This is a genomic window from Streptomyces sp. W1SF4 (assembly GCF_003950035.1).
Taxonomy (GTDB): domain Bacteria; phylum Actinomycetota; class Actinomycetes; order Streptomycetales; family Streptomycetaceae; genus Streptomyces; species Streptomyces racemochromogenes.
The window spans coordinates 3,367,092-3,389,515 of record NZ_CP034350.1; the positions used below are offsets into that span (position 1 = coordinate 3,367,092).

Below are 22,424 nucleotides of genomic sequence, written 5' to 3' on the forward strand. Positions count from 1 at the left end.
GGCCCCTCCCGGCGATGTTCTAGCATCCCTGCCATGACTGACGGTACGGATCGCCCGAACAGCCCCCAGCCCGGCCCCGCCTCGGGGAGCGGCGGCTACGGATTCCCGCCGCAGACGCCGAACCCCTACCAGTCGGGGCCCGCGCAGGGACAGCCGGCCGGAGGTGGCTTCGGCCCGCCTCCGGCCCAGCCCGCCGAGGAACCGTTTCCCTCCCCCGCCACCGCGCCCCTCCCCGCCCCGTCCACCCCGGACTGGCAGGCGATGGCCGACGCCACCGAGGCCCAGCAGCGCAAGCGCAAGCGGCTGACCATCGGGATCGGGGCGCTCGCCCTCGTCCTGGTGGCGGGCGGCGCGGGGTTCTTCGTACTGAACGGCTCCGACGACGACCCGAAGGACCCGCCGGCCGTCGCCGCCTCGGACTCCCCGAGCGCCTCCGGCGGCCCCGCCTCGAAGGGCCCGGACGGCAGCAAGAACCCCGAGGACGACTCCCCCACCGTGCCGGGCGAACCGAACCTGCTGCGCGACCGCAACGGCAAGATGGGCATAGCCCTGGGCCCCGGCGCCTCACTCGGGGAACTCGCCAACCGGACCGAGGTCCGCTTCAAGGGCGCCGCGGACTCCTACGCGCAGGGCGCCGAGGCCGCCGTGGACGTGACGAAGAGCTTCACCGTCTCCACGCGCGCCTACAACGTGTCCGAGTCCGGCCCGCGCATGGCGGTCAGCCAGGGCGACGGGGACTCGTACTCCTTCGAGCTGGGCTTCGAGGTCGTGGGCGGCAAGAAGGCCTGGGTGTTCCGGGTGCAGACCGGGGACAAGGGCCAGGCGGCCACGGCCCAGCAGGTCGTCGCGGACAACGTGGACACGACCCGCCAGTGGGCGCTCCTGACGGGCACCTACGACGCGGAGAAGAAGACCATCGCGCTCTGGGTGGACGACAAGCAGGCCGGTCAGGCGCAGGTCTCCGGGATCTGGGCCGGCCCCGGCCCCCTCCAGCTGGGCCGGGCCCGCCACCACGGGATCTGGAGCGCCTCGTGGATGGGCCCGCTGGACCACATCCGGATCTTCGACCAGGCGCTGGGCCAGGAACAGATCACGGGCCTGAAGAACAACAAGCTCGGCAAGACCAGGCCGATCCACTCCTGGCTGGTCTGACCCTCGGGGGCAGGCCGGTCAGATGGTGACGCCGGCGTTCCGCAGGAAGGCCACCGGGTTGACGGCCGAGCCGTAGTTCGCGGTGGTGCGGATCTCGAAGTGCAGGTGCGGGCCGCTGCTGTTGCCGGTGTTGCCGGACAGCGCGATCTGCTGGCCCGCGGAGACCTTCTGGCCGATCTTGACCTGGATCTTCGAGAGGTGCGCGTACTGGGAGTACGTGTTGTTCGCGTGCTTGACCACGATGGCGTTGCCGTACGCGGGACCGTCGCCGCCACCGTTCGGACCGGCCTTCACGACGGTGCCGGCGGCCGCGGCCTTGACCTTGGTACCGGTCGGGACGGCGAAGTCCTGGCCGGAGTGCTTGTGCGCCCACATGCTGCCGCCCTTGCCGAAGGTCGCGGACAGCGTGTAGCTGTCGACGGGCTTGGCCCACAGGGAGGTCTTGGCGGCCGCGGCCTTGGCCTGCGCATCGGCCTGGGCCTGGACGGCGGCGACCTCGGCGGAGGCGGACAGGGTGCTGGGGGCCTCGTCGGCGAAGGCGGCGGTCGTCCCGGCCCCGAGAGCCAGCAGCGCACCGAGCCCGGTGGCGGCGACGGCGATACGGGTACGGCGGGTGCTGGCGCGCTTCGCGGACATGTGGAGACCTCCGGGGCCGGGGACAAGGGCGTGTTTCGGGCAAGAAAGATCCCGGCGCTGCGGACCGAACCGCCACTGCCGGGCTTGCCCCACCTTGGTAACCCGCGCCCCCGAGCTTCCCCAAACGTCCCTTTTACTACCCCGGCTCGTAGCCGCGCGATGGATCTCCACGCTCTTGACGGCACCCGTCCTGCACGTACGCAGGGACAAACCAGGACACCAAAACCTACGACAATTCCTAGTAGGTCCGTTTTGCCCTGTGCGGCTTGTCACCGCCGGGCGGGCGTTTGCCGGGGCGGGGGTGGGGGTGGGGGGAGCGGTATCCCCCGGGGCGGTCTCATAGCCGGTTGGGGGTTTCCCGTCAGTCCCATCGTCCTTCCGGTTCGGGCCGGTCCCTCAAGGGCGCTCCCTTCGGTCGCGTCGCTACGCGATGGCCTTCGGCCACCCTTGACCGACCGACCCGAACCGGAAAGCCGAAAGACTGCCGGGAAACCCCCAAAGAAACGGGACGGTCCAGAGGAGGGCGGACGGGTCTCTCAGCGATGCACGAGGCGCCGGGCGCCGGCCCGCCCGACATGCGGGCCCTCAAGAGTCCAGATCCCGGGCCAGGGGCGCGACTACCCGCACGAGAGGCTGATCAGAGCGCCCTCCAGACCCCCCAAGCGCGACAGATCGCTACGCGCTCCCCGAATCTCAGCGTCCGACGACCGCCCGTGGCCGATACCCGCACCAGAGGACGAACAGAGCAGCCCAGGGACCCGACAGGCGCGACAGATCGCTACGCGCTCCTCTGGTCTCGGCGGCCGGCCGCCGCCTTGGGCTGGCCGTAGGCCATACAGAAGACTCACCCGCCCCTTTTGCGCGCTTATGGGGGCCTGTTGTGGGGTCGGATCGTTCCCTGTCGGAGTCTGCGGGTGAAAAAGACATCCGCAGACTCCGGCAAGCCGCCATATGCCCTGCGAGAGGGCGGATTCGGCCCCCAAGGCCTTCGTCCGCCCCTCTCGCGGCCCATCCCAGCCCCAGACGGTCGCCGGACGCTGAGCCGGGAGGAGCGCGTAGCGATCTGACGCGTCTGGGGGCTTCCTGGGCTGCTCTGATCGTCTTCTCGTGCGGATTGTCGCGCCCCTGGTCCGGAATCGCAGATGTGGGGGCCGTATGTCGGCGGGCTGGCGCCGGGCCCCTCGTCTCAGCGCTGAGGGACCCGCTCCTCCAAGGATCGTCCGTGCCGTTTCTTTGGGGGTTTCCCGGCAGTCTTTCGGCTTTCCGGTTCGGGTCGGTCGGTCAAGGGTGGCCGAAGGCCATCGCGTAGCGACGCGACGAAGGAGCGCCCTTGAGGGACCGGCCCGAACCGGAAGGACGATGGGACTGACGGGAAACCCCCAACCGGCTATGAGACCGCCCCAGGGCATACCGCCCCCGGCCCCCGCCCCGCAGGCAAGGGGGCGGGTGGGCAACCTCCGCCCCGCCCCAGGGGGTCGAGGGGGAGATGGCGCGCCCCCACCCCGGGCCCCGCACCGCAGGCCCCGCCCCACACCCCAAAGGGGCGGCCCCGGGACCTTGTGGGTCCCGGGGCCGCCCCTTTGGGCCGCTGCTGCGAGCGGCCGGTGCTTACGCGCCCTTCGACAGGTCCGGGCCGGAGCCCGTGGCCTCGATCGGGGGGAGGTCGGGCAGGGCCGACTTCTCCTCGCCGCGGAAGGTGAACTTGGCGTTCTCGCCCTCGCCCTCCACGCCGACGACCACGATGTGGCCGGGGCGCAGCTCGCCGAAGAGGATCTTCTCGGAGAGCAGGTCCTCGATCTCGCGCTGGATGGTCCGGCGCAGCGGGCGGGCGCCCATGATCGGGTCGTAGCCGCGCTTGGCCAGGAGCTGCTTCGCGTCACCGCTGAGCTCGATGCCCATGTCGCGGTCCTTGAGGCGCTCGTCCACCTTGGCGATCATCAGGTCGACGATCTGGATGATGTCTTCCTGGCTGAGCTGGTGGAAGACGACCGTGTCGTCGACACGGTTGAGGAACTCGGGCCGGAAGTGCTGCTTGAGCTCTTCGTTGACCTTCGCCTTCATCCGGTCGTAGCCGGTCTTGACGTCGCCCTGGGCGGCGAAGCCCAGGTTGAAGCCCTTGGAGATGTCCCGCGTACCCAGGTTGGTCGTCATGATGATGACCGTGTTCTTGAAGTCCACGACCCGGCCCTGGGAGTCGGTCAGGCGACCGTCCTCCAGGATCTGGAGAAGGGAATTGAAGATATCCGGGTGCGCCTTCTCGACCTCGTCGAAGAGGACGACGGAGAACGGCTTCCGGCGGACCTTCTCGGTCAGCTGGCCGCCCTCTTCGTAGCCCACGTAGCCGGGGGGCGAACCGAAGAGGCGGGAAACCGTGTGCTTCTCGCTGAACTCCGACATGTCGAGGGAGATCAGCGCGTCCTCGTCGCCGAACAGGAATTCGGCGAGCGTCTTGGAGAGCTCGGTCTTACCGACACCGGACGGACCGGCGAAGATGAACGAGCCACCGGGGCGCTTCGGGTCCTTCAGGCCGGCCCGCGTACGGCGGATCGCCTGCGAAAGGGCCTTGATGGCGTCCTTCTGACCGATGACGCGCTTGTGGAGCTCGTCCTCCATGCGCAGCAGGCGCGAGGACTCCTCCTCGGTCAGCTTGAAGACGGGAATGCCGGTGGCGGTCGCGAGGACCTCGGCGATGAGCTCGCCGTCGACCTCGGCGACGACGTCCATGTCGCCGGCCTTCCATTCCTTCTCGCGCTTGGACTTCGCGGCGAGCAGCTGCTTCTCCGAATCACGGAGCGAAGCCGCCTTCTCGAAGTCCTGGGAGTCGATGGCCGACTCCTTGTCGCGGCGGACGGCCGCGATCTTCTCGTCGAACTCGCGGAGGTCCGGCGGCGCGGTCATCCGGCGGATGCGCATCCGGGAGCCGGCCTCGTCGATCAGGTCGATCGCCTTGTCCGGGAGGAAGCGGTCCGAGATGTACCGGTCGGCCAGGGTCGCGGCCTGGACGAGGGCCTCATCCGTGATCGAGACGCGGTGGTGGGCCTCGTACCGGTCACGGAGACCCTTGAGGATCTCGATGGTGTGCGGCAGCGACGGCTCCGCGACCTGGATGGGCTGGAAGCGGCGCTCCAGGGCCGCGTCCTTCTCCAGGTGCTTGCGGTACTCGTCCAGCGTGGTGGCACCGATGGTCTGGAGCTCGCCACGGGCCAGCATGGGCTTCAGGATGCTGGCGGCGTCGATCGCGCCCTCGGCGGCACCCGCACCCACGAGGGTGTGGAGCTCGTCGATGAACAGGATGATGTCGCCGCGGGTGCGGATCTCCTTGAGGACCTTCTTCAGGCGCTCCTCGAAGTCACCGCGGTAGCGGGAGCCGGCGACCAGGGCACCCAGGTCGAGCGTGTAGAGGTGCTTGTCCTTGAGGGTCTCGGGGACCTCGCCCTTGACGATCGCCTGCGCCAGGCCCTCGACGACGGCGGTCTTGCCGACGCCGGGCTCGCCGATGAGGACCGGGTTGTTCTTGGTCCGGCGGGACAGGACCTGCATGACCCGCTCGATCTCCTTCTCGCGCCCGATGACCGGGTCGAGCTTGGATTCGCGGGCCGCCTGGGTGAGGTTGCGGCCGAACTGGTCGAGGACCAGCGAGGTCGAGGGGGTGCCCTCGGCCGGGCCGCCTGCGGTGGCCGACTCCTTGCCGCCCCCGGTGTAGCCGGAGAGCAGCTGGATGACCTGCTGCCGGACCCTGTTCAGATCGGCGCCCAGCTTCACGAGGACCTGGGCGGCGACGCCCTCGCCCTCGCGGATCAGGCCGAGCAGGATGTGCTCGGTGCCGATGTAGTTGTGGCCGAGCTGGAGGGCCTCTCGGAGCGACAGCTCCAGGACCTTCTTCGCCCGCGGCGTGAAGGGGATGTGGCCGGACGGGGCCTGCTGGCCCTGACCGATGATCTCCTCAACCTGCTGGCGAACAGCCTCGAGCGAAATCCCGAGGCTCTCCAGGGCCTTAGCGGCGACACCCTCACCCTCGTGGATCAAGCCCAGGAGGATGTGCTCGGTGCCGATGTAGTTGTGGTTGAGCATCCGGGCTTCTTCCTGAGCCAGGACGACAACCCGCCGCGCGCGGTCGGTGAACCTCTCGAACATCGTTTATCGCTCCTCAGAGCGGTCGGGCAGTTCGGGGTCGGTCCCCGCCCTGTCCTTCCGCATGCTAGTCCCGCGGGACGGGACAGCTCATTCCAACTGCCGACATCCGTCCACGGCTCACCCCCACGTCGGTGAGGAAAACCGGCTGTAAGAGCCGACTACTGCTCCAACTCGATGGTGCGAGACGATGTTCCCGCAGGCCAGGCAGATACCCGTCACAGGTGTACGCCGATGGCGAACGGAACACGCTCAAATCAGCGTGTCGCCCCGATCCACTAGGAATGTCTTACCCGTAAGGACTGACACTCCATGCCGGTACGCATGGTTCCCTCCGCTACGGGCGAACACGCTTGTGTCCCGAATGTGAGACTCCGCTCGGCCGATGTTTACGCTCCGCATTGGTGCGGGCGCGTCGCGTAACCCGTCGGCGGTCGCCGGAGTTGCTCCGGTCATGTCCCTCAGCGTGAGCGTCCCGTCGCCCCGCGTCCCGTCCGAGGACGACACCCGTACCTGGTACGAACGGGTGCTCGGCTGGGCCTGCGCCGGGGGGCCGCCCCCGCAGCTGGTCACCGGGGTCCGGTTCGACGTGCTGGAGCTGCCCGCGGACGCCGGGGCCGCGGTGCTGCGCCGGCCCGGTTTCGCCGCCGCCGGTCCGGTGGCGGCGATGGGGCGCCGGATGCGCTTCCTGATCGCCCCGGGCGGCGCCGAGGAGCTGGAGGGGCTGCTCGACTGGCTGGAGTGGGGCGGGGTGGCGCTGGACCTGACCGCCGTGGGCGCGGGGGGCAGGATCACCGCCCCCGTGCCGCCCGGACGGGCGCCGGGAGAAAGCCCTCGGGGGGCCGCGGTGTGGCTGCGGCCCCCCGAGCTGGGGTGCGAGGCGTCGCTGCCCGCCCTGCCCGGTCCGGGGCGGGGCGCCGGACCCGGACTCTGTGCGGAGCCGGCCGGGCCCGATCTCGTACGCCTGGTGGCCGCGGCGGCGACGGAATGCCACCGCGCCCGCCTGGGGCGGCGTACGCCTCAGCCCTTGGCGTTCTCGTAGGCCTCGCGGATCTCGGCGGGAACCCGGCCGCGGTCGTTGACGCTGAGACCCTGGGCCTTGGCCCACGCGCGGATCTCCGCGGTGTCCGGGCTGCCCGGGGCGGCGGCGGCGCGGCCCTTGGCGCGGCCGGTGGAAGCACGCCCGCCGGTACGGCGGCCCGCCTTCACGAAGTCCTCCAGCGCACCGCGGAGCTTTTCAGCGTTGGCGGTGGTGAGGTCGATCTCGTAGGTCTTGCCATCCAGAGCGAACGTCACGGTCTCGTCCGCCGTGCCACCGTCGAGGTCGTCGACAAGAAGGACCTGAACCTTCTGTGCCACCGGATTTCCTTTCATCGAAAATGCAGTACGCGGAAAGGAAACCGCTTTTGCCTGGAAAACACAAACCCCCGTCGAGAGGTTCAGGACCTCAACAAGGCGGGAAACGTGCGCGATTCGGACATAGGCCTCAGGCGGACGGGGGCCCGTAATAGCCCCCGGGCCCGATCAGAGGTGCAGCAGCATCCGGCTGTTGCCCAAGGTGTTCGGCTTCACTCGTTCGAGACCGAGGAACTCGGCGACACCCTCGTCATAGGAACGCAGGAGCTCCATGTAGACATCGGTCTCCACCGCGGTCTCGCCGATCTCGACGAAGCCGTGCTTCGCGAAGAAGTCCACTTCGAAGGTCAGGCAGAATACCCGGCTCACCCCGACGCGGCGGGCGGTCTCCAACAACTTGGCGAGCACCAGGTGCCCGACGCCGGCGCCCTTCAAGTCGCGGTCGACGGCGAGCGTGCGCACTTCGGCGAGGTCTTCCCACATGACGTGGAGGGCGCCGCAGCCCACCACCTGCCCGTCGGAGTCGCGTTCCGCGACCCAGAACTCCTGGATGTCCTCGTAAAGGACGACGGGGGCTTTGTCGAGGAGGATCCGCTGCTGCACGTACTGGTCGAGCAGGCGGCGCAGCGCCGGAACATCGCTGGTGCGCGCGCGGCGGATCGTCACTGTTTTGGCGTCGGCTGTGGTGGAAAGCTCTCCCATACCCGGACGCTATCGCCCCGGGTCGCTCCCGTGCGCGCCGGAGTCCCCTTACGGCGCGGTCGCGGGCGGTTCCCCGCCTGCCGGTTCTCCGTCGGCCGGGCCGGTCCCGGTTCCCGGTTCGGGTTCGGGTTCGTCGTGCTGGACGATGCGGACGGCGTCGCGGAGGGCCTCGCGTTGTTCGGGGGACATCATGCCGAAGAAGGCGACGAGTGCGGCCGCCGGGCTGTCGCTGGTGGACCAGGCCTCGTTCATGAGCGCGGCGGAGTAGGCGGCGCGGGTGGAGACCGCCGTATATCGATAGGCGCGGCCTTCGGCTTCCCGGCGGACCCAGCCCTTCTGATGGAGATTGTCCATAACGGTCATGACCGTGGTGTACGCGATGGACCGTTCCTGCTGGAGGTCTTCCAGGACTTCCCGAACGGTGACCGGGCGGTTCCACTGCCACACCCGCGTCATCACTGCGTCTTCGAGTTCTCCCAAGGGGCGAGGCACAGCAGCACAATAGTGCCGATTGCGGCGAATTGCCCGACTATTCGCCGCAACGCGCGGTGGAAAACCCCGGCGGGGGTTACTTCACTTCTGCGGCTGCTGGCCGGCCTCGGCGCGGGCGAGCGCGGCATCGACCACCGCGTCTTCCTTGGCCTTGTTGGCCCCGCCCTGGGACTTCACGATCGTCACGACGAGTGCGATGAAGAACGCGGCCATCACGATGGGGGGCACGAGCGCGGAGACGTAGTCCATGCCCCCCAGCGTAGCTATACCGCCGCGCGTCCGGCCGCCGGGGGCGGGGTGGGCTTGCGGCGCGGCGGGAACACCTCGCCCGGCGTGGGCACCGGCCGGGCCGGGGGCTCCTTCGCCGGAGCGGGCTTCGGCGGCGGCGGGGGCGGCTGCTCCTTGCCGCCGGCCAGGGCCAGCAGCCGGGTGCGCGGCGCGGGGGCCCCGGGCGCGGTCCCGGTGGCGAGCCTGCGGCGTACGGAGCGGCCCGCGACGGTCTGGGCCCGTTCCAGGACGGCGGCGGCGACCGGGTTGGCCCGCAGGGCGCGCAGCGCGGCCAGGTCGTCCGCCAGGGGCTCGTACCCGGCGGCCAGGGCGTCCTGGAGGAGCTCCAGGTAGCCCGACAGGCTCCCGGGGAGGGCGTCTCTGTAGCGGGCGAGGTCGTCGAGCAGGAAGGCTCTGAGCCGGCCCGCCTCCAGGACGGCGTCGTCCACCGACGCCGCGAGGCACAGGCAGTCCTGGACCTCGGAGGCGGTCAGGGGGGCCGTGGAGGACTGGAGGGCGTGGGCGAGGGAACGCCTGAGCACGTGCAGCTCGGCGGCGCTGAACGCCATGCCGCCGCGGGATCCGTAAGGCGTGGGCATGGGGCGAAGATACGCGCTAATCGGACAAAATCCCCTGAGGGTGCGGGATTGCGGCGCGGCGGGGGTCCACGCCGCCCCTCCGGGCGGTCCGCCCCGGCTCAGCCGGTCACTTTGACGGACTTCACGAATTCCGCCCAGGCGGCGTGGGTGGTCGCCATCACCAGGTGCGCCGGATCGGCCCGGTCGGCCACGCGCACCAGGGTGCCGGGCGCGGCCGCCACGTACACGCAGGCGTCGCCCTCGCCGCAGTAGGACGATTTGCGCCAGTCGGGTCGAGCGTTCGCGGTCATGGTGTCTCCTCCGCAGTGGACGAGGTCGCGGTGCTTTCCAGCGTGACGCTAGCGCCACGAGGGGCACACTCCGGCCAGTTCCGGTAAAAAACCCGGTCGTCGGAAAGTACGGCCGTTCACAATACGCGCCCCCGGTCACTCCACCGGGAAGGCGTACGCGATCTCGTAGCGCGAGTCGGGGATGACCAGGTCGGCGGTCTCCACGGGGCGGCCGTCGGAGTCGAGGTACGTGCGCTCGATCTCGGTGATCATGGCGCCGAGGCTGATCCCGAGGAGGTTGGCCTGGTTCTGGTTGGCCCGGGCGGGCCGCGGCACCTCCACCACGGAGGTGACGGTGATGCCGATGGACCGCATGCGCGCCACCACCCCGGCGCCGCGCAGTTCGCCCACCTCCGGGAGCACGACCGGGGTGCCGGAGGTGATGGCCAGCGGCTCCCAGGACTCGGAGAGCTCGGCGGGGCTGCCGTCGGCCATGAACTCGTAGCGGGTCATCACGCAGGGCGAACCGGGCTCGATGGCCAGCCGGGCGGCGATCCGCTCCGGCGCCGGGACCTGCGGGAGGGTCCTGAACTCCCAGGACGCGGCGATGCCGTGCGCGGCGGCCTCGGAGCGGAAGGTGTTGCCGGAGCCGGGGACGCGGCGGCGGGTGCGGAGCATCCGCATGCGCCGGCGCGGGGTGCGCACGTAGGTGCCGGAACCCGCGCGGCCCTCGAGGAAGCCCTCGATGATCAGCTGCTCCATGGCCCGCTGGGTGACGCCCTGCCCGACGGAGTACTCCTGTGCGAACCGGGCGCGGGAGGGGAGCCTGTCGCCTATCGCCCACTCACCCGCCTCGATACGGGTCCTGAGTGATGCGACCACCTGCAAGTACGGTGATTTACGGGGCATTTGGGCCGTCCTGTGCCGTCTCGGCTGTGCCGCTTCGCGAGGGTGTGCGTCCGACGCCGACAAGCTAACGGATCAGGTTCAAGCTGAGGATTCCGCATGACGTTCCGCTACCGGGGCTTTCATGACCGGCCGGTGGGGCCGCACCCGTCGGCGGGGCCCCGTCCGCACGGGACCCCACCGGCGGCCGGGATCACTCGAAGCTGGGCGCGTTGCGCTCGTACACGAGCCGCAGCCCGATCAGCGTCAGCAACGGCTCGTGCTCGTCGATCACCGTGGTCTCGCCGAGGATGACCGGGGCCAGCCCGCCCGTCGCGATGACGCGGACGTCGTCCGGATCGCCGTCCGGACCCACCAGGTCCCGGGCGATGCGGTGCACGATCCCGTCGACCTGGCCCGCGAACCCGTAGACCACGCCCGACTGCATCGCCTCGACCGTGGACTTGCCGATCACGTTGCGCGGCCGGGCCAGCTCGATCTTGCGCAGCAGGGCGCCGCGCATCCCGAGCGCCTCCATCGAGATCTCGATGCCCGGCGAGATCACCCCGCCCACGTACTCACCCCGCGCGGAGACCGCGTCGAAGGTCGTCGCCGTACCGAGGTCGACGACGATCGCCGGGCCCCCGTACAGCTCGACGGCGGCGGCCGCGTTGACGATGCGGTCCGCGCCGACCTCCTTCGGGTTGTCCATCAGGATCGGCACGCCCGTCTTCACGCCGGGCTCCACCACGATCGCCGGCACGTCGCCGTAGTAGCGGCGGGTGACCTCGCGCAGCTCGTGCAGCACCGACGGCACCGTCGAGCAGATCGCGATGCCGTGGATCCCGTCGCCGAGCTCGCTGCCGAGCATCGGGTGCATCCCCATCAGGCCCTGCATCAGCACGGCCAGCTCGTCCGCCGTGCGCCGCGGATCCGTCGAGACACGCCAGTGCTCGACGATCTCCTCGCCGTCGAACAGCCCGAGGACCGTGTGGGTGTTGCCCACGTCGATGGTGAGCAGCATCGGCTTACACCGCCTCGCGCAGGTCGAGGCCGATGTCCAGGATCGGCGACGAGTGCGTCAGCGCGCCCACCGCCAGGTAGTCCACACCGGTCTCCGCGTAGGCGCGGGCCGTCTCCAGGGACAGCCGGCCCGAGGACTCCAGGACCGCGCGGCCCGCGACGATCGTCACCGCCTCCTCCGTCTCCGGGACGGTGAAGTTGTCCAGCAGGATCAGGTCGGCGCCCGCGTCCACGACCTCGCGGACCTGGTGCATGGTGTCGACCTCGACCTCCACCGGCACGTCCGGGAACGCCTCGCGGACGGCCTTGAAGGCCTGCGCGACGCCGCCCGCGGCGACCACGTGGTTGTCCTTGACCAGCGCGGCGTCCGACAGCGACATGCGGTGGTTGACGCCGCCGCCGCAGCGGACCGCGTACTTCTCCAGCGACCGCAGGCCCGGCGTCGTCTTGCGGGTGTCGCGGACCTTCGCCTTCGTGCCCTCCAGGACGTCCGCCCAGCGGCGGGTGGCCGTCGCGATGCCGGACAGCCGGCACAGGATGTTCAGCGCGCTGCGCTCGGCGGTCAGCAGGTCACGGGTGCGGGAGCGCACCGACAGCAGCAGCTGCCCGGCCTCGACCCGGTCGCCGTCCTCGGCGTGCCGCTCGACTTCGAAGGCCTCCGTGCACACCACGGAGAACACGGCCTCGGCGATCCGCAGACCCGCCACGACGCCCGCCTCGCGGGCCACGAAGTCGGCGATGGCCTCGGCCTCTTCGGAGACGGTCGCGACGGTGGTGACGTCGACCCCGCCGTCCAGGTCCTCGGACAGCGCCATGTGCGCGATGTCCTCGACCTCGATCGGGTCCAGGCCCGCGTCCACCAGCAGCTGGGCGAGCGCCGGGTCGAGACCGGTCTCCTCGCCGTCGCCGCAGCCGCAGTCGTCGCCGCAGCCGCCTTCGTTCTGCTCGATCAGGGGGAGTTCGGGGGTGCTCACGGTCACTTCTCCAGGCTGAGGGGGTGGTGGACGGACGGGAAGTCCGCCGAGTCGGTGGGGGTGACGACCAGCGCCCGCCGCTCGGTGCGCGACAGCCGCACCACGAGGTGGCGGCGCCACTCGGCGTCGTCCCGGTCGGGGTGGTCCTCGCGCCAGTGGCAGCCGCGGGTCTCGGCGCGCCGCTGGGCGGCGGCCACCAGGACGCGGGCCACGCACAGCAGGTTGGTCGCCTCCCAGGTCTCCACGCCCGGTACGGCGGTCTTGCCCCGGCTCTCCAGTTCGCCCAGGGCCGTCGTGTACAGGGTCTCCAGCGCCTCGGCGGCCGCCGCGAGGGATCCGGCGGAGCGGAGCACGCCCGCACCCTCCGTCATGATGCGCTGGACCTCGTACCGGGCCTCGGCCGGCTGGAGCGGACCGCTGGCGGGCACCGGTATGCCCGGGCCGCTGCCCACGGGCGGGTTCGCGGTGATGTCCTCGGCGATCCGCTCGGCGAAGACCAGGCCCTCCAGCAGGGAGTTGGAGGCCAGCCGGTTCGCGCCGTGCACGCCCGTGCAGGCCACCTCGCCGCACGCGTACAGGCCCGGCACGGTCGTACGGCCGTGCAGGTCGGTGCGTACGCCGCCCGAGGCGTAGTGCGCGGCCGGGGCGACCGGGATCGGCTCGGTCACCGGGTCGATGCCGTGGGCCCGGCAGGCCGCCAGGATCGTGGGGAACCGGTTCTCCCACATCTCGGCGCCGAAGTGCCGCGCGTCCAGGTACATGTGCCGGGCGCCCTGCTCCTGCATGCGGCGCATGATGCCCTTGGCGACGATGTCCCGCGGCGCCAGCTCGGCCAGCTCGTGCTGCCCCACCATGAAGCGGACCCCGTCCGCGTCGACCAGGTACGCGCCCTCGCCGCGGACCGCCTCCGACACCAGCGGCTGCTGGCCCTCGGCGTCCGGGCCCAGGAACAGGACCGTCGGGTGGAACTGGACGAACTCCAGGTCCGAGACCTCGGCGCCGGCGCGCAGCGCCAGCGCCACCCCGTCGCCCGTGGAGACCGCCGGGTTGGTCGTCGCGGAGAACACCTGGCCCATGCCGCCGGTCGCCAGGATCACGGCGGGCGCGTGGACGGCGCCGACGCCGTCGTGCTGGCCCTCGCCCATCACGTGCAGGGTCACGCCGGCCGTACGGCCCTCGGCGTCCTGGAGCAGGTCCAGGACCAGTGCGTTCTCGACCGTGCGGATCCCGGCGGCGTGCACGGCCTCGACCAGGGCGCGGGAGATCTCCGCGCCGGTCGCGTCGCCGCCGGCGTGCGCGATGCGGCGGCGGTGGTGGCCGCCCTCGCGGGTCAGCTCTATCTCGCCGGTCTCGGCGGACGTGTCGAAGACCGCCCCGGCCTCGATCAGCCGGCGCACCGCGTCGGGGCCCTCGGTGACCAGCAGCCGCACGGCCGCCTCGTCGCACAGGCCCGCGCCCGCGACCAGGGTGTCGTCCAGGTGCTGCTCGGGGGTGTCGCCCTCGCCGAGGGCGGCCGCGATGCCGCCCTGCGCCCAGCGGGTGGAGCCGTCGTCGAGCCGCGCCTTGGTGACCACGACCGTACGGCGGCCCGCGGCGGCGCAGCGCAGCGCGGCCGTCAGGCCCGCGACGCCGGAACCGACGACCACGACGTCCGCGTCGAGGGCCCAGCCGGGGGCGGGGGCGTGCAGCCGTATGCCCGTGCCGGCGGCGCCGGGGGTGCCTGGGTTGCCTGTGGTGCTCACGCGTGTGCTCCGAACTCCAATGGGATGTTGTCGATCAGCCGGGTCGCGCCGACCTTCGCCGCGACGGCCAGCACGGCGCGTCCGGTGAAGTCGGGGCCGACGTCGGTGAAGTCCTGCGGGTCCACCAGGGCCAGGTAGTCCAGGACCAGGGGCGGCTCGTGCCGGCCCGCCTCCTCCAGCACGTGCCGCGCGGCGGCCCGTACGGCGTCCGGCAGGCCGGTGACGCCGCCGGCCGCCGCCGACACGGCGTGCGCGTCGGCGGAGGCGCGGATCTCGCCGAGCCGGGCCAGGGCGGTGGCGCGCTCGTCGCTCGCCGGGGCCGCCTCCGCGCGGGCGCACAGCGCGGCCTGCGCGGCCAGCCGGTCGCGGCCCGCGAACAGGGCGCGCGACAGGGCCAGGGCGGTACGGCGCTCGACCGGGCCGAGGTAGCGGTTGCGGGAGGACAGGGCGAGCCCGTCGTCCTCCCGGACCGTGGGTACGCCGACCACCTCGACGGGGAAGTTCAGGTCGGTCACCATGCGCCGGATCAGAGCCAGTTGCTGGGCGTCCTTCTGGCCGAACAGGGCCAGGTCCGGGCGGGTGAGGTGGAGCAGCTTGGCGACGACGGTCAGCATGCCGTCGAAGTGGCCGGGCCGGGTGGCGCCTTCGAGTCGCTCCCCCATCGGCCCCGCGGTGATCCGCACCTGCGGGTCGCCGCCCGGGTAGACCTCGTCCACGGAAGGCGCGAACACGGCGTCGGCGCCCGCCCCTTCGGAGACCAGCAGGTCGGCGTCGAGGGTGCGCGGATAGCGGTCGAGGTCCTCGTTCGCCCCGAACTGGAGGGGGTTGACGAAGACGGTGACCACCACCTGGCCGTCCGGGCCCACCTCCTCGCGGGCCGTACGGATGAGCGTGGCGTGGCCCTCGTGCAGGGCGCCCATCGTCATCACGACGGCCCGGCGGCCGGCGCGCGGGAGCTTGTGGAGCTCTTCGGCGGTGTTCAGCAGCTGGAGCGGGCCGGTCATCGCTCGGAATCCTTCGGGTCGGCGGGGTCCGCGAGCACGCCGAGGAGGTCCTCGGCCAGTTCGGGCTTGAGCAGGCCGTGCGCGAGGGCGCGGTCCGCGGTCGAACGGGCCATCGCCAGGTACCCGGCGACGGTGGCCGGAGCGTGCTTGCGCAGCTCCGAGACGTGCGCGGCGACGGTGCCCGCGTCACCGCGGGCGACGGGCCCGGTGAGGGCGGCGTCGCCGGAGCGCAGGGCGTTGTCCAGGGCGGCGCCGAGCAGCGGGCCGAGCATCCGGTCGGGGTGCTCGACGCCCGCGGTGCGCAGCAGCTCCATGGCCTGGGCGACCAGGGTGACCAGGTGGTTCGCGCCCAGCGCGAGGGCCGCGTGGTAGAGCGGACGGCTCTCCTCCGCGATCCACTCGGCCTCCCCGCCCATCTCGATGACCAGGGCCTCGGCGGCGAGCCGCAGCTCGTCGGGGGCGGTCACGCCGAAGGAGCAGCCGGCCAGGCGCTGCACGTCCACCTCGGTGCCGGTGAAGGTCATCGCCGGGTGCAGCGCCAGCGGGAGCGCGCCCGCGCGCCGCGCGGGGTCCAGCACGGCGGTCCCGTACCGGCCCGAGGTGTGCACGAGGAGCTGCCCGGGGCGGACGGCGCCGGTCTCCGCGAGGCCCTCCACCAGGCCCGGCAGGGCGTCGTCGGGGACGGTGAGGAGCACCAGCTCGGCCCGCTCAAGCACCTGCGCCGGCGACACCAGCGGCACGTCCGGCAGCATCCGCTCGGCCCGGCGCCGGGAGGCGTCGGAGACCCCGGACACGGCGACGGGGCGGTGCCCGGCCTGCTGGAGCGCGCGCGCCAGCGCGGGGCCGACACGGCCCGCGCCGACGACTCCGACGGTGAGCCGGGCGGGGCGCGGTTCCTGGGATGAGTTCACGCGGTGAGGGCCTTCCGTTCCAGTCCGCGAGGGGTACCGGACGATACGTCGCCATGCTAGGCCCTTTCCGCGGCCTGGTGCCGGTCAGGCCCGCCGGGGGGACGGGAGCCTCCCGGCGGGCCGGTCTCCGGGGCCGTGGAGGGGGCGGGCGCCCGCGGATTCTCAGGGGCGGGGGCGGGGGGGCGGTCCGCGATGATCTGGGCATGAGCGATGACGCGGAGCAGACGAAACGGCTGGTGGCGGCCTGGAAGGGCGCCCGCCGGGCCCTCACCTGCGGCGGGCGGGAGGAGACGGTCCGGGAGCTGCTCGCCGGGCTCGCCGACGCCCCGTACGACCTGGACGCCCCGGCGGACATCTACGGCGACGGGGTCGTCGCCGACCTGGAGGAGCGGGTCGCCGGGCTGCTCGGCACCGAGGACGCGGCGTTCTTCCCCTCGGGGACGATGGCCCAGCAGGTCGCGCTGCGCTGCTGGGCGGGGCGCACCGGGGACCGGGTCGTGGCCCTGCATCCCATGAGCCACCCGGAGCGGTGGGAAGGCGGAGCCCTGACGGCGCTGGCCGGGCTGCGGACCACCCACCTGGTGACGGAGCCGCGCCAGCCGACCCCGCGGGAGGTGCGGGAGCACCCCGAGCCCTTCGGCACGCTGATGCTGGAGCTGCCGCTGCGCGACGCCGGGTTCCTGCTGCCCTCGTGGGAGGAGCTGGAGGGGCTGGTGGACGCTGCCCGGGAGCGGGACGCGGTCGTCCACTTCGACGGGGCCCGGCTGTGGGAGTCCACCGTCCACTTCGGCAGGCCGCTGCCGGAGATCGCGCGGCTCGCGGACTCGGTGTACGTCTCCTTCTACAAGTCGCTGCGTGGGCTGAGCGGGGCCTGCCTGGCCGGACCCCGGGACTTCGTGGAGGAGACCCGGGTGTGGCGCCACCGGTACGGGGGGCAGGTCTTCCGCCAGTTCCCCCAGGCCCTGGCGGCCCTGGCCGGGCTGGAGCGGGAGCTGCCGCGGCTGCCCGCGTACGTGGAGCAGGCCCGGGTCGTCGCGGCCGCGCTGCGGGAGGCCTTCGCGGAGGCGGGCGTGCCGTGGTCCCGGGTCCACCCGGAGGTGCCGCACACGCACCAGTTCCAGGTGTGGCTGCCGTACGAGGCCGACCGCCTCACGGAGGCCGGCGCCCGCCTGGCGGAGGAAACGGGCACGGCACTGTTCCGGCGGTGGTCCCCGGAGGGCCCGCCGGGCCTGTCGGTGACGGAACTGGAGATCACGCGGCCGGGCCTCGCCTGGACGGCGGAGGACGTCCGGGAGGCGGTGGGGGGTTTCCTGGCGCGGGTCTAGGGAGGTGGGGGTCCGGTCCGCCGACGGCACCCCTCGGACTTGAACGCGTTCAAGTCCTGTGTCAGGCTGCGCCCACGTCGTTGATCTCCCCGGTCGCGCAGGCGGCCCGCAGAAACCGTTGGGGGTGGAGCGTGTCGCGTTCCCGCCGGATCCCGCTGGTCCTCCTCACCGCGGCTCTCGCGCTCACCGCCTGCGGCAGGATCTGGAACCGGCCACCGCCCGAGGGCGAAGCCGTCGCGCTCCCCCAGGCCGAGCTGGCGACCACCTGGACCGACGCCGACGGCGGCACCCTGGAACTGGGGGCGGACGGGACGTTCACCGCCCACCAGGTGTGCGGCGACTGGATGGGCGCCTCGGACTGGAACTGGCAGGGGCCCCGGTCGGGAACCGGCACCTGGACGAGCGGGACGGGGCCGGTCGGGTCGGCCGTCACGCGGAGGTTCGACGCGAAGGGCCCCAAGGGCGACGAGGTGGCGGACTCCCTCAGCGTGTGGCGGCACGGGAACACGCTGATGCTCTGGACCCGCGTGGGCGACGAGGACAACGACGACCCGCACTGCATCCTGACCAGGCGTCCTTAGTCAGCACGCGCCGCCCCGGTGGAGGCGGCGGGTCAGGGCGTGGAGCCAGGGGTGGGCGGCCGGGCGGCCGTCCAGGACGGCGGTGAACTGGGCCGTGGTGCGCAGGGCGCGGAGGGTGGCCAGGTCGTCGCGGCCCGGGGGCGGGGGCGGGGGCGTGCCGTGCTGGGCCGCGCGGTAGGTGTCGATGAGGTACTGCTCGATGGCTGTCATGCATCCACCCTCACCCCGTTGGGCGCGGCGCGCCCGCCGATTGACGCTCCTCGTCAATCGACGCCTCCCACCTGCGGCGATGTCCCGCCGGAGGCCTCGCGGCCCCTCGTACGGGCGCACGGCCGCGGGTGCGCGCCCGCCGTCCCCCGGCGGTCCCGGAGGCGGTGCGGGAGGCCACAATGGGGCGATGAGCGTCACCATCGACATCGCCGGGCTCCCCGCGGAGCGGATCGGTTTCGCGCCGTCGCCGCTCGCCGAGCTCTGCATGACCCTGCACGCGCTCTCGCAGCCGGCCCATCACCCGGGGCTCCAGTCCTGGACGAGGGCCACTACGGCTTCGCTCGACCCCGGCCTGGCCGACCGGCTCCTCGAGGCCGATTTCATGTGGCGCAGTTCGTTCTCGGACATCTTCATGGCCTTCGCCGGCATCCCCGGCGGTACCGGCCACCCGGGGGCGACGCTGGCCGAGGAGCTGGACGTGCTCGACCGGCTGGACGACGAGCGGTTCGTGATGGCGGCGCTGGAGCACTGCTGGCTGGCGCTGTACAACGAGGGCGGCGGTGCCAACCCGCTGAAGGACGCGGGGGCGCGGGCGAAGGCGCTGGAGGCGGCGGCGGCGCGCGGGCCGCGCCAGTTGGAGTTCTCGATCCGGCTGCTGGACGACCCGGCCGGGGTGCGGGTGTGGATGCGGCGGCTGCTGGAGGACTGCGACGAGGCCTTCTTCGCGGAGACCTGGCGGCGCATCGAACCCCGGCAGACGGCGGACGCCCGGCACAAGACGGAGGTGCTGCGCCACAAGGGGCTGCCGGCGGTGCTGCGGGAGGTGTCCTCGGCGCTGAGCGTCGACGAGGGGCTGACGGTGATCACCGCCGACAAGATGGTCGACGGCCAGACCACGGCGACGGATCCGCTGGTCGGGCCGGGGCTGCTGTTCGTGCCGACGAACTTCGGCTGGCCGCACCTGCTGGTGCTGCACGCTCCGGGCTGGCGGCCGGTGGTGCACTACCCGCTGGACTCGCCCGAACTGGCCGCCGGGCCGGGCTCGGTGGAGCTGCTCCAGCGCCGGATGGAGGCGTTGGCGCACCCCATGCGGATGATGCTGTGCCGCAGTCTGGCGCGCGCCCCGTACACGACGACCGAACTGGCGCGGGTCTACGGGATCTCCGCGCCGGAGGTGTCCCGGCACCTGGCCGTGCTGAAGCGGGCGGGCCTGCTGCACACCCGGCGCCAGGGGCGTTACGTACAGCACCAGTTGGATCTGTCCGTGGTCGCACGAATAGGTGCCGATTTCATCGAGGGAATCCTGCGCTGAGCCGGTCTGCCCGACGATCGGACGGTGGCCGGATTTCGCCCCTCCGGAGAGGTACCGATATCCGGATTTCACAAACCGGAAGCAGTGAAAACTCTGGCGAGGGGCGCCTCTTGGTGTCTAACGTGCGTCCACCACGCCACGCCTCCCCCACCGCTTCCTGCTGTGAAAGGACCTTCATGCCCTCTCGCCGTATAGCCACAGCCACAGCCGTCCTGGCGGCCGCCGCCCTCGTCTCCCCGCTGCTCCTCGCCGGTCCGGCCGGTGCCACGAGTCCGCAGAGCGACGCCGCCCGGGGTGACGCGCTGGCCAGGAAGCTGGTCAAGGACTCGACGGGCAAGGGCGCCAACAACCACCTGAAGGTCTTCCAGTCGATCGCCGACTACAACAACGGCACCCGGGTGGCCGGCTCGAAGGGCCACGCCCAGTCGGCGCAGTACGTCGAGAACGTGCTGAAGGGCGCCGGGTACCAGGTCTCGCGCCACGAGTTCGACTTCGTGTACGTCGAGACGATCTCCGAGAAGCTGAAGGTCAACGGGGACGCCGGCCGCGACGTGCCCCTCAAGCTGATGACGTACACGGCCAGCGGCCCGGAGGGCGGCATCACCGCGCCCCTCGCCGTCGCCCCCGTCGACGCGGACAACACCAACGGCTGCGACGCCACGGACTTCGCGCCCGGCGCCTTCACCGGCAAGATCGCGCTGATCAAGCGCGGCGGCTGCACCTTCGCCACGAAGCAGGCGAACGCGGCGGCGGCCGGCGCGGTCGGCGCCGTCATCTACAACAACACCGCGGGCGCCCTCAACGGCACCCTCGGCGACGCGAACGCCGGCAAGGTCCCCACCGGCGGCATCTCCCAGGCGGACGGCGAGAAGCTCGCCGCCGAGGCGGCCGCCGGTCCCGTCTCCCTCACCCTGGACGTCCGCGAGCTGCGCGAGAACCGCAAGACGTACAACGTCGTCGCGGAGACCACGGGCGGCGACCCGGACAACACCGTCTTCCTCGGCGCGCACCTGGACTCGGTCGCGGCCGGTCCGGGCATCAACGACAACGGCTCCGGCTCGGCGGGCATCCTCCAGGTCGCCCAGCGCCTCGCGAGCGAGCAGAAGAAGATCAAGAACAAGGTGAAGTTCGCCTGGTGGTCGGCGGAGGAGTTCGGCCTGCTCGGCTCCGAGGCGTACGTGGCCTCGCTGACGCCCGAGCAGAAGAAGCAGATCAAGCTCTACCTGAACTTCGACATGATCGCCTCGCCGAACTCCGCGTACTTCGTCTACGACGGCGACGACTCGGACAAGGTCGGCTCGGGCCCGGGCCCGGAGGGCTCGGCGCAGCTGGAGAAGCAGATCACCGACTTCCTCGACGCGCAGAAGATCCCGCACGAGGGCAGTGACTTCACCGGCCGCTCGGACTACGGCCCGTTCATCGAGGCCGGCATCCCGTCGGGCGGTACGGACACGGGCGCCGAGGGCATCAAGACCCCGGAGCAGGCCGCGAAGTTCGGCGGTCAGGCGGGCGTCGCCTACGACCCGAACTACCACGGCAAGGGCGACGACATCAACAACATCGACCAGAAGGCGCTCGACATCAACGTCGACGTCATCGCGAACGCGGTGGGCCACTACGCCTGGGACCTGGCGCCGCTGACGCAGCCGGTCACCCCGAAGCCGTCCACCGGCTCCGGCAACGGCGGCGGTCTGCGCCCGGGCCACGACCACGACGTCACCGAATAAGCACACCGGGACACGTTGAGGGCCGGCCTCCCCGCGCGGGGAGGCCGGCCCTCGGCCGTGCTCCGAAGGGCGGCCGCCCTAGCCCGGCCAGGTGCCCACCCCGACCGGCTGGACCAGCCAGCCGAAGTCGCCGAGGCCCCCGCGCGCGGTGAGTTCCGCCGCCTCGCCCGCCGCCGACAGGGCGCGGACGTAGCCGGCCGGGTCGGTGGAGGCCAGGGCCAGCGGCGGCCGGCCGCCCGAGACGCCGAGGGCGGTCAGGGCCGCGCGCTGGGTGAGCAGGCCGGCCCCCGGGCCCGCGCAGGCGTCGAGCGCGACGTGCGCGGTGACGTCGCGGCTCCCATCCGGGACGGGAGCGGTCTCGCGGCCGTCCCGGAAGCCGGTGAGGGTGCCGTACGGGGGGCGGGCGCCCCGGGTGTGCGCGTAGTCCACGGCCACCGCGAGGCCCCGGTCCAGGGTGGCGACGGCCGCCGCCCAGGCCTCGTCGCGGGCCCGCCCGATCTCCGCCCGGCCCCCGTCCGGTCCGGCCGCGCCGGGCCACCACCGCTCCAGCCAGTCCCGGTCGGCGTCCTCCAGGGGTCCGCCGGCGGTTTCCGTACCGTCGGGGGCGACCAGGACGTACCGGCCGTCCTCCGCGATGTCCAGCGGTACGTTGTCCAGCCATTCGTTCGCGAACAGCAGGCCGCTCGTCCCCTCGGGCGGCTCGGCCACCCAGCGGACGCGGGGGTCCAGCCCCTCGGGCCGCGCCGCGCGCTCCACCGCGTACGGGCGTACCCGCGCGGCCGTCTCCGCGGGCAGCGCGGCGAGGACGCCGGCCAGCAGTTCGCCCCGCCCGGCCCCCATGTCGACGAAGTCGAGCCGCGCGGGCCGGCCCAGCTCCGCGTCCACCCACTCCAGCAGCCGGGCCACCGCCCCCGCGTACAGGGCGGAGGCGTGCACGGAGGTCCGGAAGTGCCCGGCGGGCCCCGGCCCGCCCGGGCGCACGTAGAAACCGCCGGGCCCGTACAGCGCGGCCTCCATCGCGGCCCGCCACCGGACCGGCCCCCTGACCTCACCCTCAGCGCTCATCCACCGCAGGTTAAGCCAACCCTCCACCTTGGGGAGTACTCCCCCGTCGCAGGGATCGCAC

The 22,424-nt window shown here is 72.2% G+C and carries 22 protein-coding genes; 6 read left to right on the plus strand and 16 right to left on the minus strand.

Features of this window, described 5'->3' with window-relative positions:
* Nucleotides 1-33: 33 nt before the first annotated feature.
* The gene (locus tag D1J60_RS15555) at nt 34-1,152 is read left to right on the plus strand and encodes a LamG-like jellyroll fold domain-containing protein (protein ID WP_125821500.1); all 1,119 of its coding nucleotides are present in this window, start codon (nt 34-36) and stop codon (nt 1,150-1,152) included.
* 18 nt (nt 1,153-1,170) lie between these two features.
* Here the strand turns inward: D1J60_RS15555 and D1J60_RS15560 are convergent, their stop codons facing one another.
* Both D1J60_RS15560 and D1J60_RS15565 read right to left on the minus strand, forming a co-directional pair.
* The gene (locus D1J60_RS15560) at nt 1,171-1,788 is read right to left on the minus strand and encodes a M23 family metallopeptidase (protein WP_125605696.1); all 618 of its coding nucleotides are present in this window, start codon (nt 1,786-1,788) and stop codon (nt 1,171-1,173) included.
* 1,608 nt (nt 1,789-3,396) lie between these two features.
* Nucleotides 3,397-5,922 carry an ATP-dependent Clp protease ATP-binding subunit gene (locus D1J60_RS15565; protein WP_125821501.1) on the minus strand — a complete coding sequence of 842 codons (2,526 nt, stop codon included), beginning with the start codon at nt 5,920-5,922 and terminating at the stop codon, nt 3,397-3,399.
* 451 nt (nt 5,923-6,373) lie between these two features.
* On the opposite strand from D1J60_RS15565, the gene D1J60_RS15575 reads away from it, so the two are divergent.
* Nucleotides 6,374-6,961: an SCO3374 family protein gene (locus D1J60_RS15575; protein WP_125821502.1), complete on the plus strand. Its 588-nt coding sequence runs from the start codon at nt 6,374-6,376 to the stop codon at nt 6,959-6,961.
* Here the strand turns inward: D1J60_RS15575 and D1J60_RS15580 are convergent.
* The 12 genes from D1J60_RS15580 to D1J60_RS15630 all read right to left on the minus strand — a co-directional run bounded on the left by D1J60_RS15580 (nt 6,940) and on the right by D1J60_RS15630 (nt 16,143).
* Nucleotides 6,940-7,278, minus strand: coding sequence for an Lsr2 family protein (locus D1J60_RS15580; protein ID WP_007264817.1), 339 nt, complete (start codon nt 7,276-7,278; stop codon nt 6,940-6,942). The genes D1J60_RS15575 and D1J60_RS15580 overlap by 22 nt on opposite strands.
* Before the next feature lie 165 nt (nt 7,279-7,443).
* Nucleotides 7,444-7,977, minus strand: coding sequence for an amino-acid N-acetyltransferase (locus D1J60_RS15585; RefSeq protein ID WP_125821503.1), 534 nt, complete (start codon nt 7,975-7,977; stop codon nt 7,444-7,446).
* 48 nt (nt 7,978-8,025) lie between these two features.
* The gene (locus tag D1J60_RS15590; protein WP_125821504.1) at nt 8,026-8,469 is read right to left on the minus strand and encodes a BlaI/MecI/CopY family transcriptional regulator; all 444 of its coding nucleotides are present in this window, start codon (nt 8,467-8,469) and stop codon (nt 8,026-8,028) included.
* 81 nt (nt 8,470-8,550) lie between these two features.
* The gene (locus tag D1J60_RS37270) at nt 8,551-8,718 is read right to left on the minus strand and encodes a hypothetical protein (RefSeq protein ID WP_164720905.1); all 168 of its coding nucleotides are present in this window, start codon (nt 8,716-8,718) and stop codon (nt 8,551-8,553) included.
* A gap of 14 nt (nt 8,719-8,732) precedes the next feature.
* A complete protein-coding gene (locus tag D1J60_RS15595) occupies nt 8,733-9,335 on the minus strand; it encodes a hypothetical protein (RefSeq protein ID WP_125821505.1) in 603 nt (200 codons plus the stop codon).
* A gap of 98 nt (nt 9,336-9,433) precedes the next feature.
* Nucleotides 9,434-9,625: a DUF397 domain-containing protein gene (locus tag D1J60_RS15600; RefSeq protein ID WP_125599467.1), complete on the minus strand. Its 192-nt coding sequence runs from the start codon at nt 9,623-9,625 to the stop codon at nt 9,434-9,436.
* Nucleotides 9,626-9,760: 135 nt separating this feature from the next.
* A complete protein-coding gene (locus D1J60_RS15605; protein ID WP_125599470.1) occupies nt 9,761-10,513 on the minus strand; it encodes a GntR family transcriptional regulator in 753 nt (250 codons plus the stop codon).
* 190 nt (nt 10,514-10,703) lie between these two features.
* Nucleotides 10,704-11,513, minus strand: coding sequence for a type III pantothenate kinase (locus tag D1J60_RS15610; protein WP_125821506.1), 810 nt, complete (start codon nt 11,511-11,513; stop codon nt 10,704-10,706).
* A gap of 4 nt (nt 11,514-11,517) precedes the next feature.
* Complete coding sequence (gene nadC, locus D1J60_RS15615) at nt 11,518-12,486, minus strand: carboxylating nicotinate-nucleotide diphosphorylase (protein ID WP_125599484.1); 969 nt, start codon at nt 12,484-12,486, stop codon at nt 11,518-11,520.
* A 2-nt stretch (nt 12,487-12,488) separates the two neighbouring features.
* Nucleotides 12,489-14,228 (minus strand): L-aspartate oxidase, encoded by a 1,740-nt coding sequence (locus D1J60_RS15620; RefSeq protein WP_125599473.1) that lies wholly within the window; start codon nt 14,226-14,228, stop codon nt 12,489-12,491.
* A complete protein-coding gene (gene panC, locus D1J60_RS15625; RefSeq protein WP_125599476.1) occupies nt 14,225-15,232 on the minus strand; it encodes a pantoate--beta-alanine ligase in 1,008 nt (335 codons plus the stop codon). The genes D1J60_RS15620 and panC overlap by 4 nt, the downstream gene beginning before the upstream one ends.
* The gene (locus tag D1J60_RS15630; protein WP_125821507.1) at nt 15,229-16,143 is read right to left on the minus strand and encodes a DUF2520 domain-containing protein; all 915 of its coding nucleotides are present in this window, start codon (nt 16,141-16,143) and stop codon (nt 15,229-15,231) included. Before D1J60_RS15630 ends, panC begins: the two co-directional genes overlap by 4 nt.
* A gap of 203 nt (nt 16,144-16,346) precedes the next feature.
* Between D1J60_RS15630 and D1J60_RS15635 the strand changes: the two genes are divergently transcribed.
* Both D1J60_RS15635 and D1J60_RS15640 read left to right on the plus strand, forming a co-directional pair.
* Entirely contained in the window at nt 16,347-17,468 is a 1,122-nt protein-coding gene (locus D1J60_RS15635; protein WP_125821508.1) for a beta-eliminating lyase-related protein, read from the plus strand.
* A 131-nt stretch (nt 17,469-17,599) separates the two neighbouring features.
* Nucleotides 17,600-18,049, plus strand: coding sequence for a hypothetical protein (locus tag D1J60_RS15640; RefSeq protein WP_125821509.1), 450 nt, complete (start codon nt 17,600-17,602; stop codon nt 18,047-18,049).
* On the opposite strand, the gene D1J60_RS15645 is transcribed toward D1J60_RS15640, so the two are convergent.
* Entirely contained in the window at nt 18,050-18,259 is a 210-nt protein-coding gene (locus tag D1J60_RS15645; protein WP_125601226.1) for a hypothetical protein, read from the minus strand.
* A 187-nt stretch (nt 18,260-18,446) separates the two neighbouring features.
* On the opposite strand from D1J60_RS15645, the gene D1J60_RS15650 reads away from it, so the two are divergent.
* Nucleotides 18,447-19,571 (plus strand): DUF5937 family protein, encoded by a 1,125-nt coding sequence (locus D1J60_RS15650; RefSeq protein WP_125821510.1) that lies wholly within the window; start codon nt 18,447-18,449, stop codon nt 19,569-19,571.
* Nucleotides 19,572-19,747: 176 nt separating this feature from the next.
* Nucleotides 19,748-21,298, plus strand: coding sequence for a M28 family metallopeptidase (locus D1J60_RS15655; protein WP_125821511.1), 1,551 nt, complete (start codon nt 19,748-19,750; stop codon nt 21,296-21,298).
* Between the two features lie 78 nt (nt 21,299-21,376).
* On the opposite strand, the gene D1J60_RS15660 is transcribed toward D1J60_RS15655, so the two are convergent.
* Complete coding sequence (locus tag D1J60_RS15660) at nt 21,377-22,363, minus strand: SAM-dependent methyltransferase (RefSeq protein ID WP_125821512.1); 987 nt, start codon at nt 22,361-22,363, stop codon at nt 21,377-21,379.
* Between the last annotated feature and the right edge of the window lie 61 nt (nt 22,364-22,424).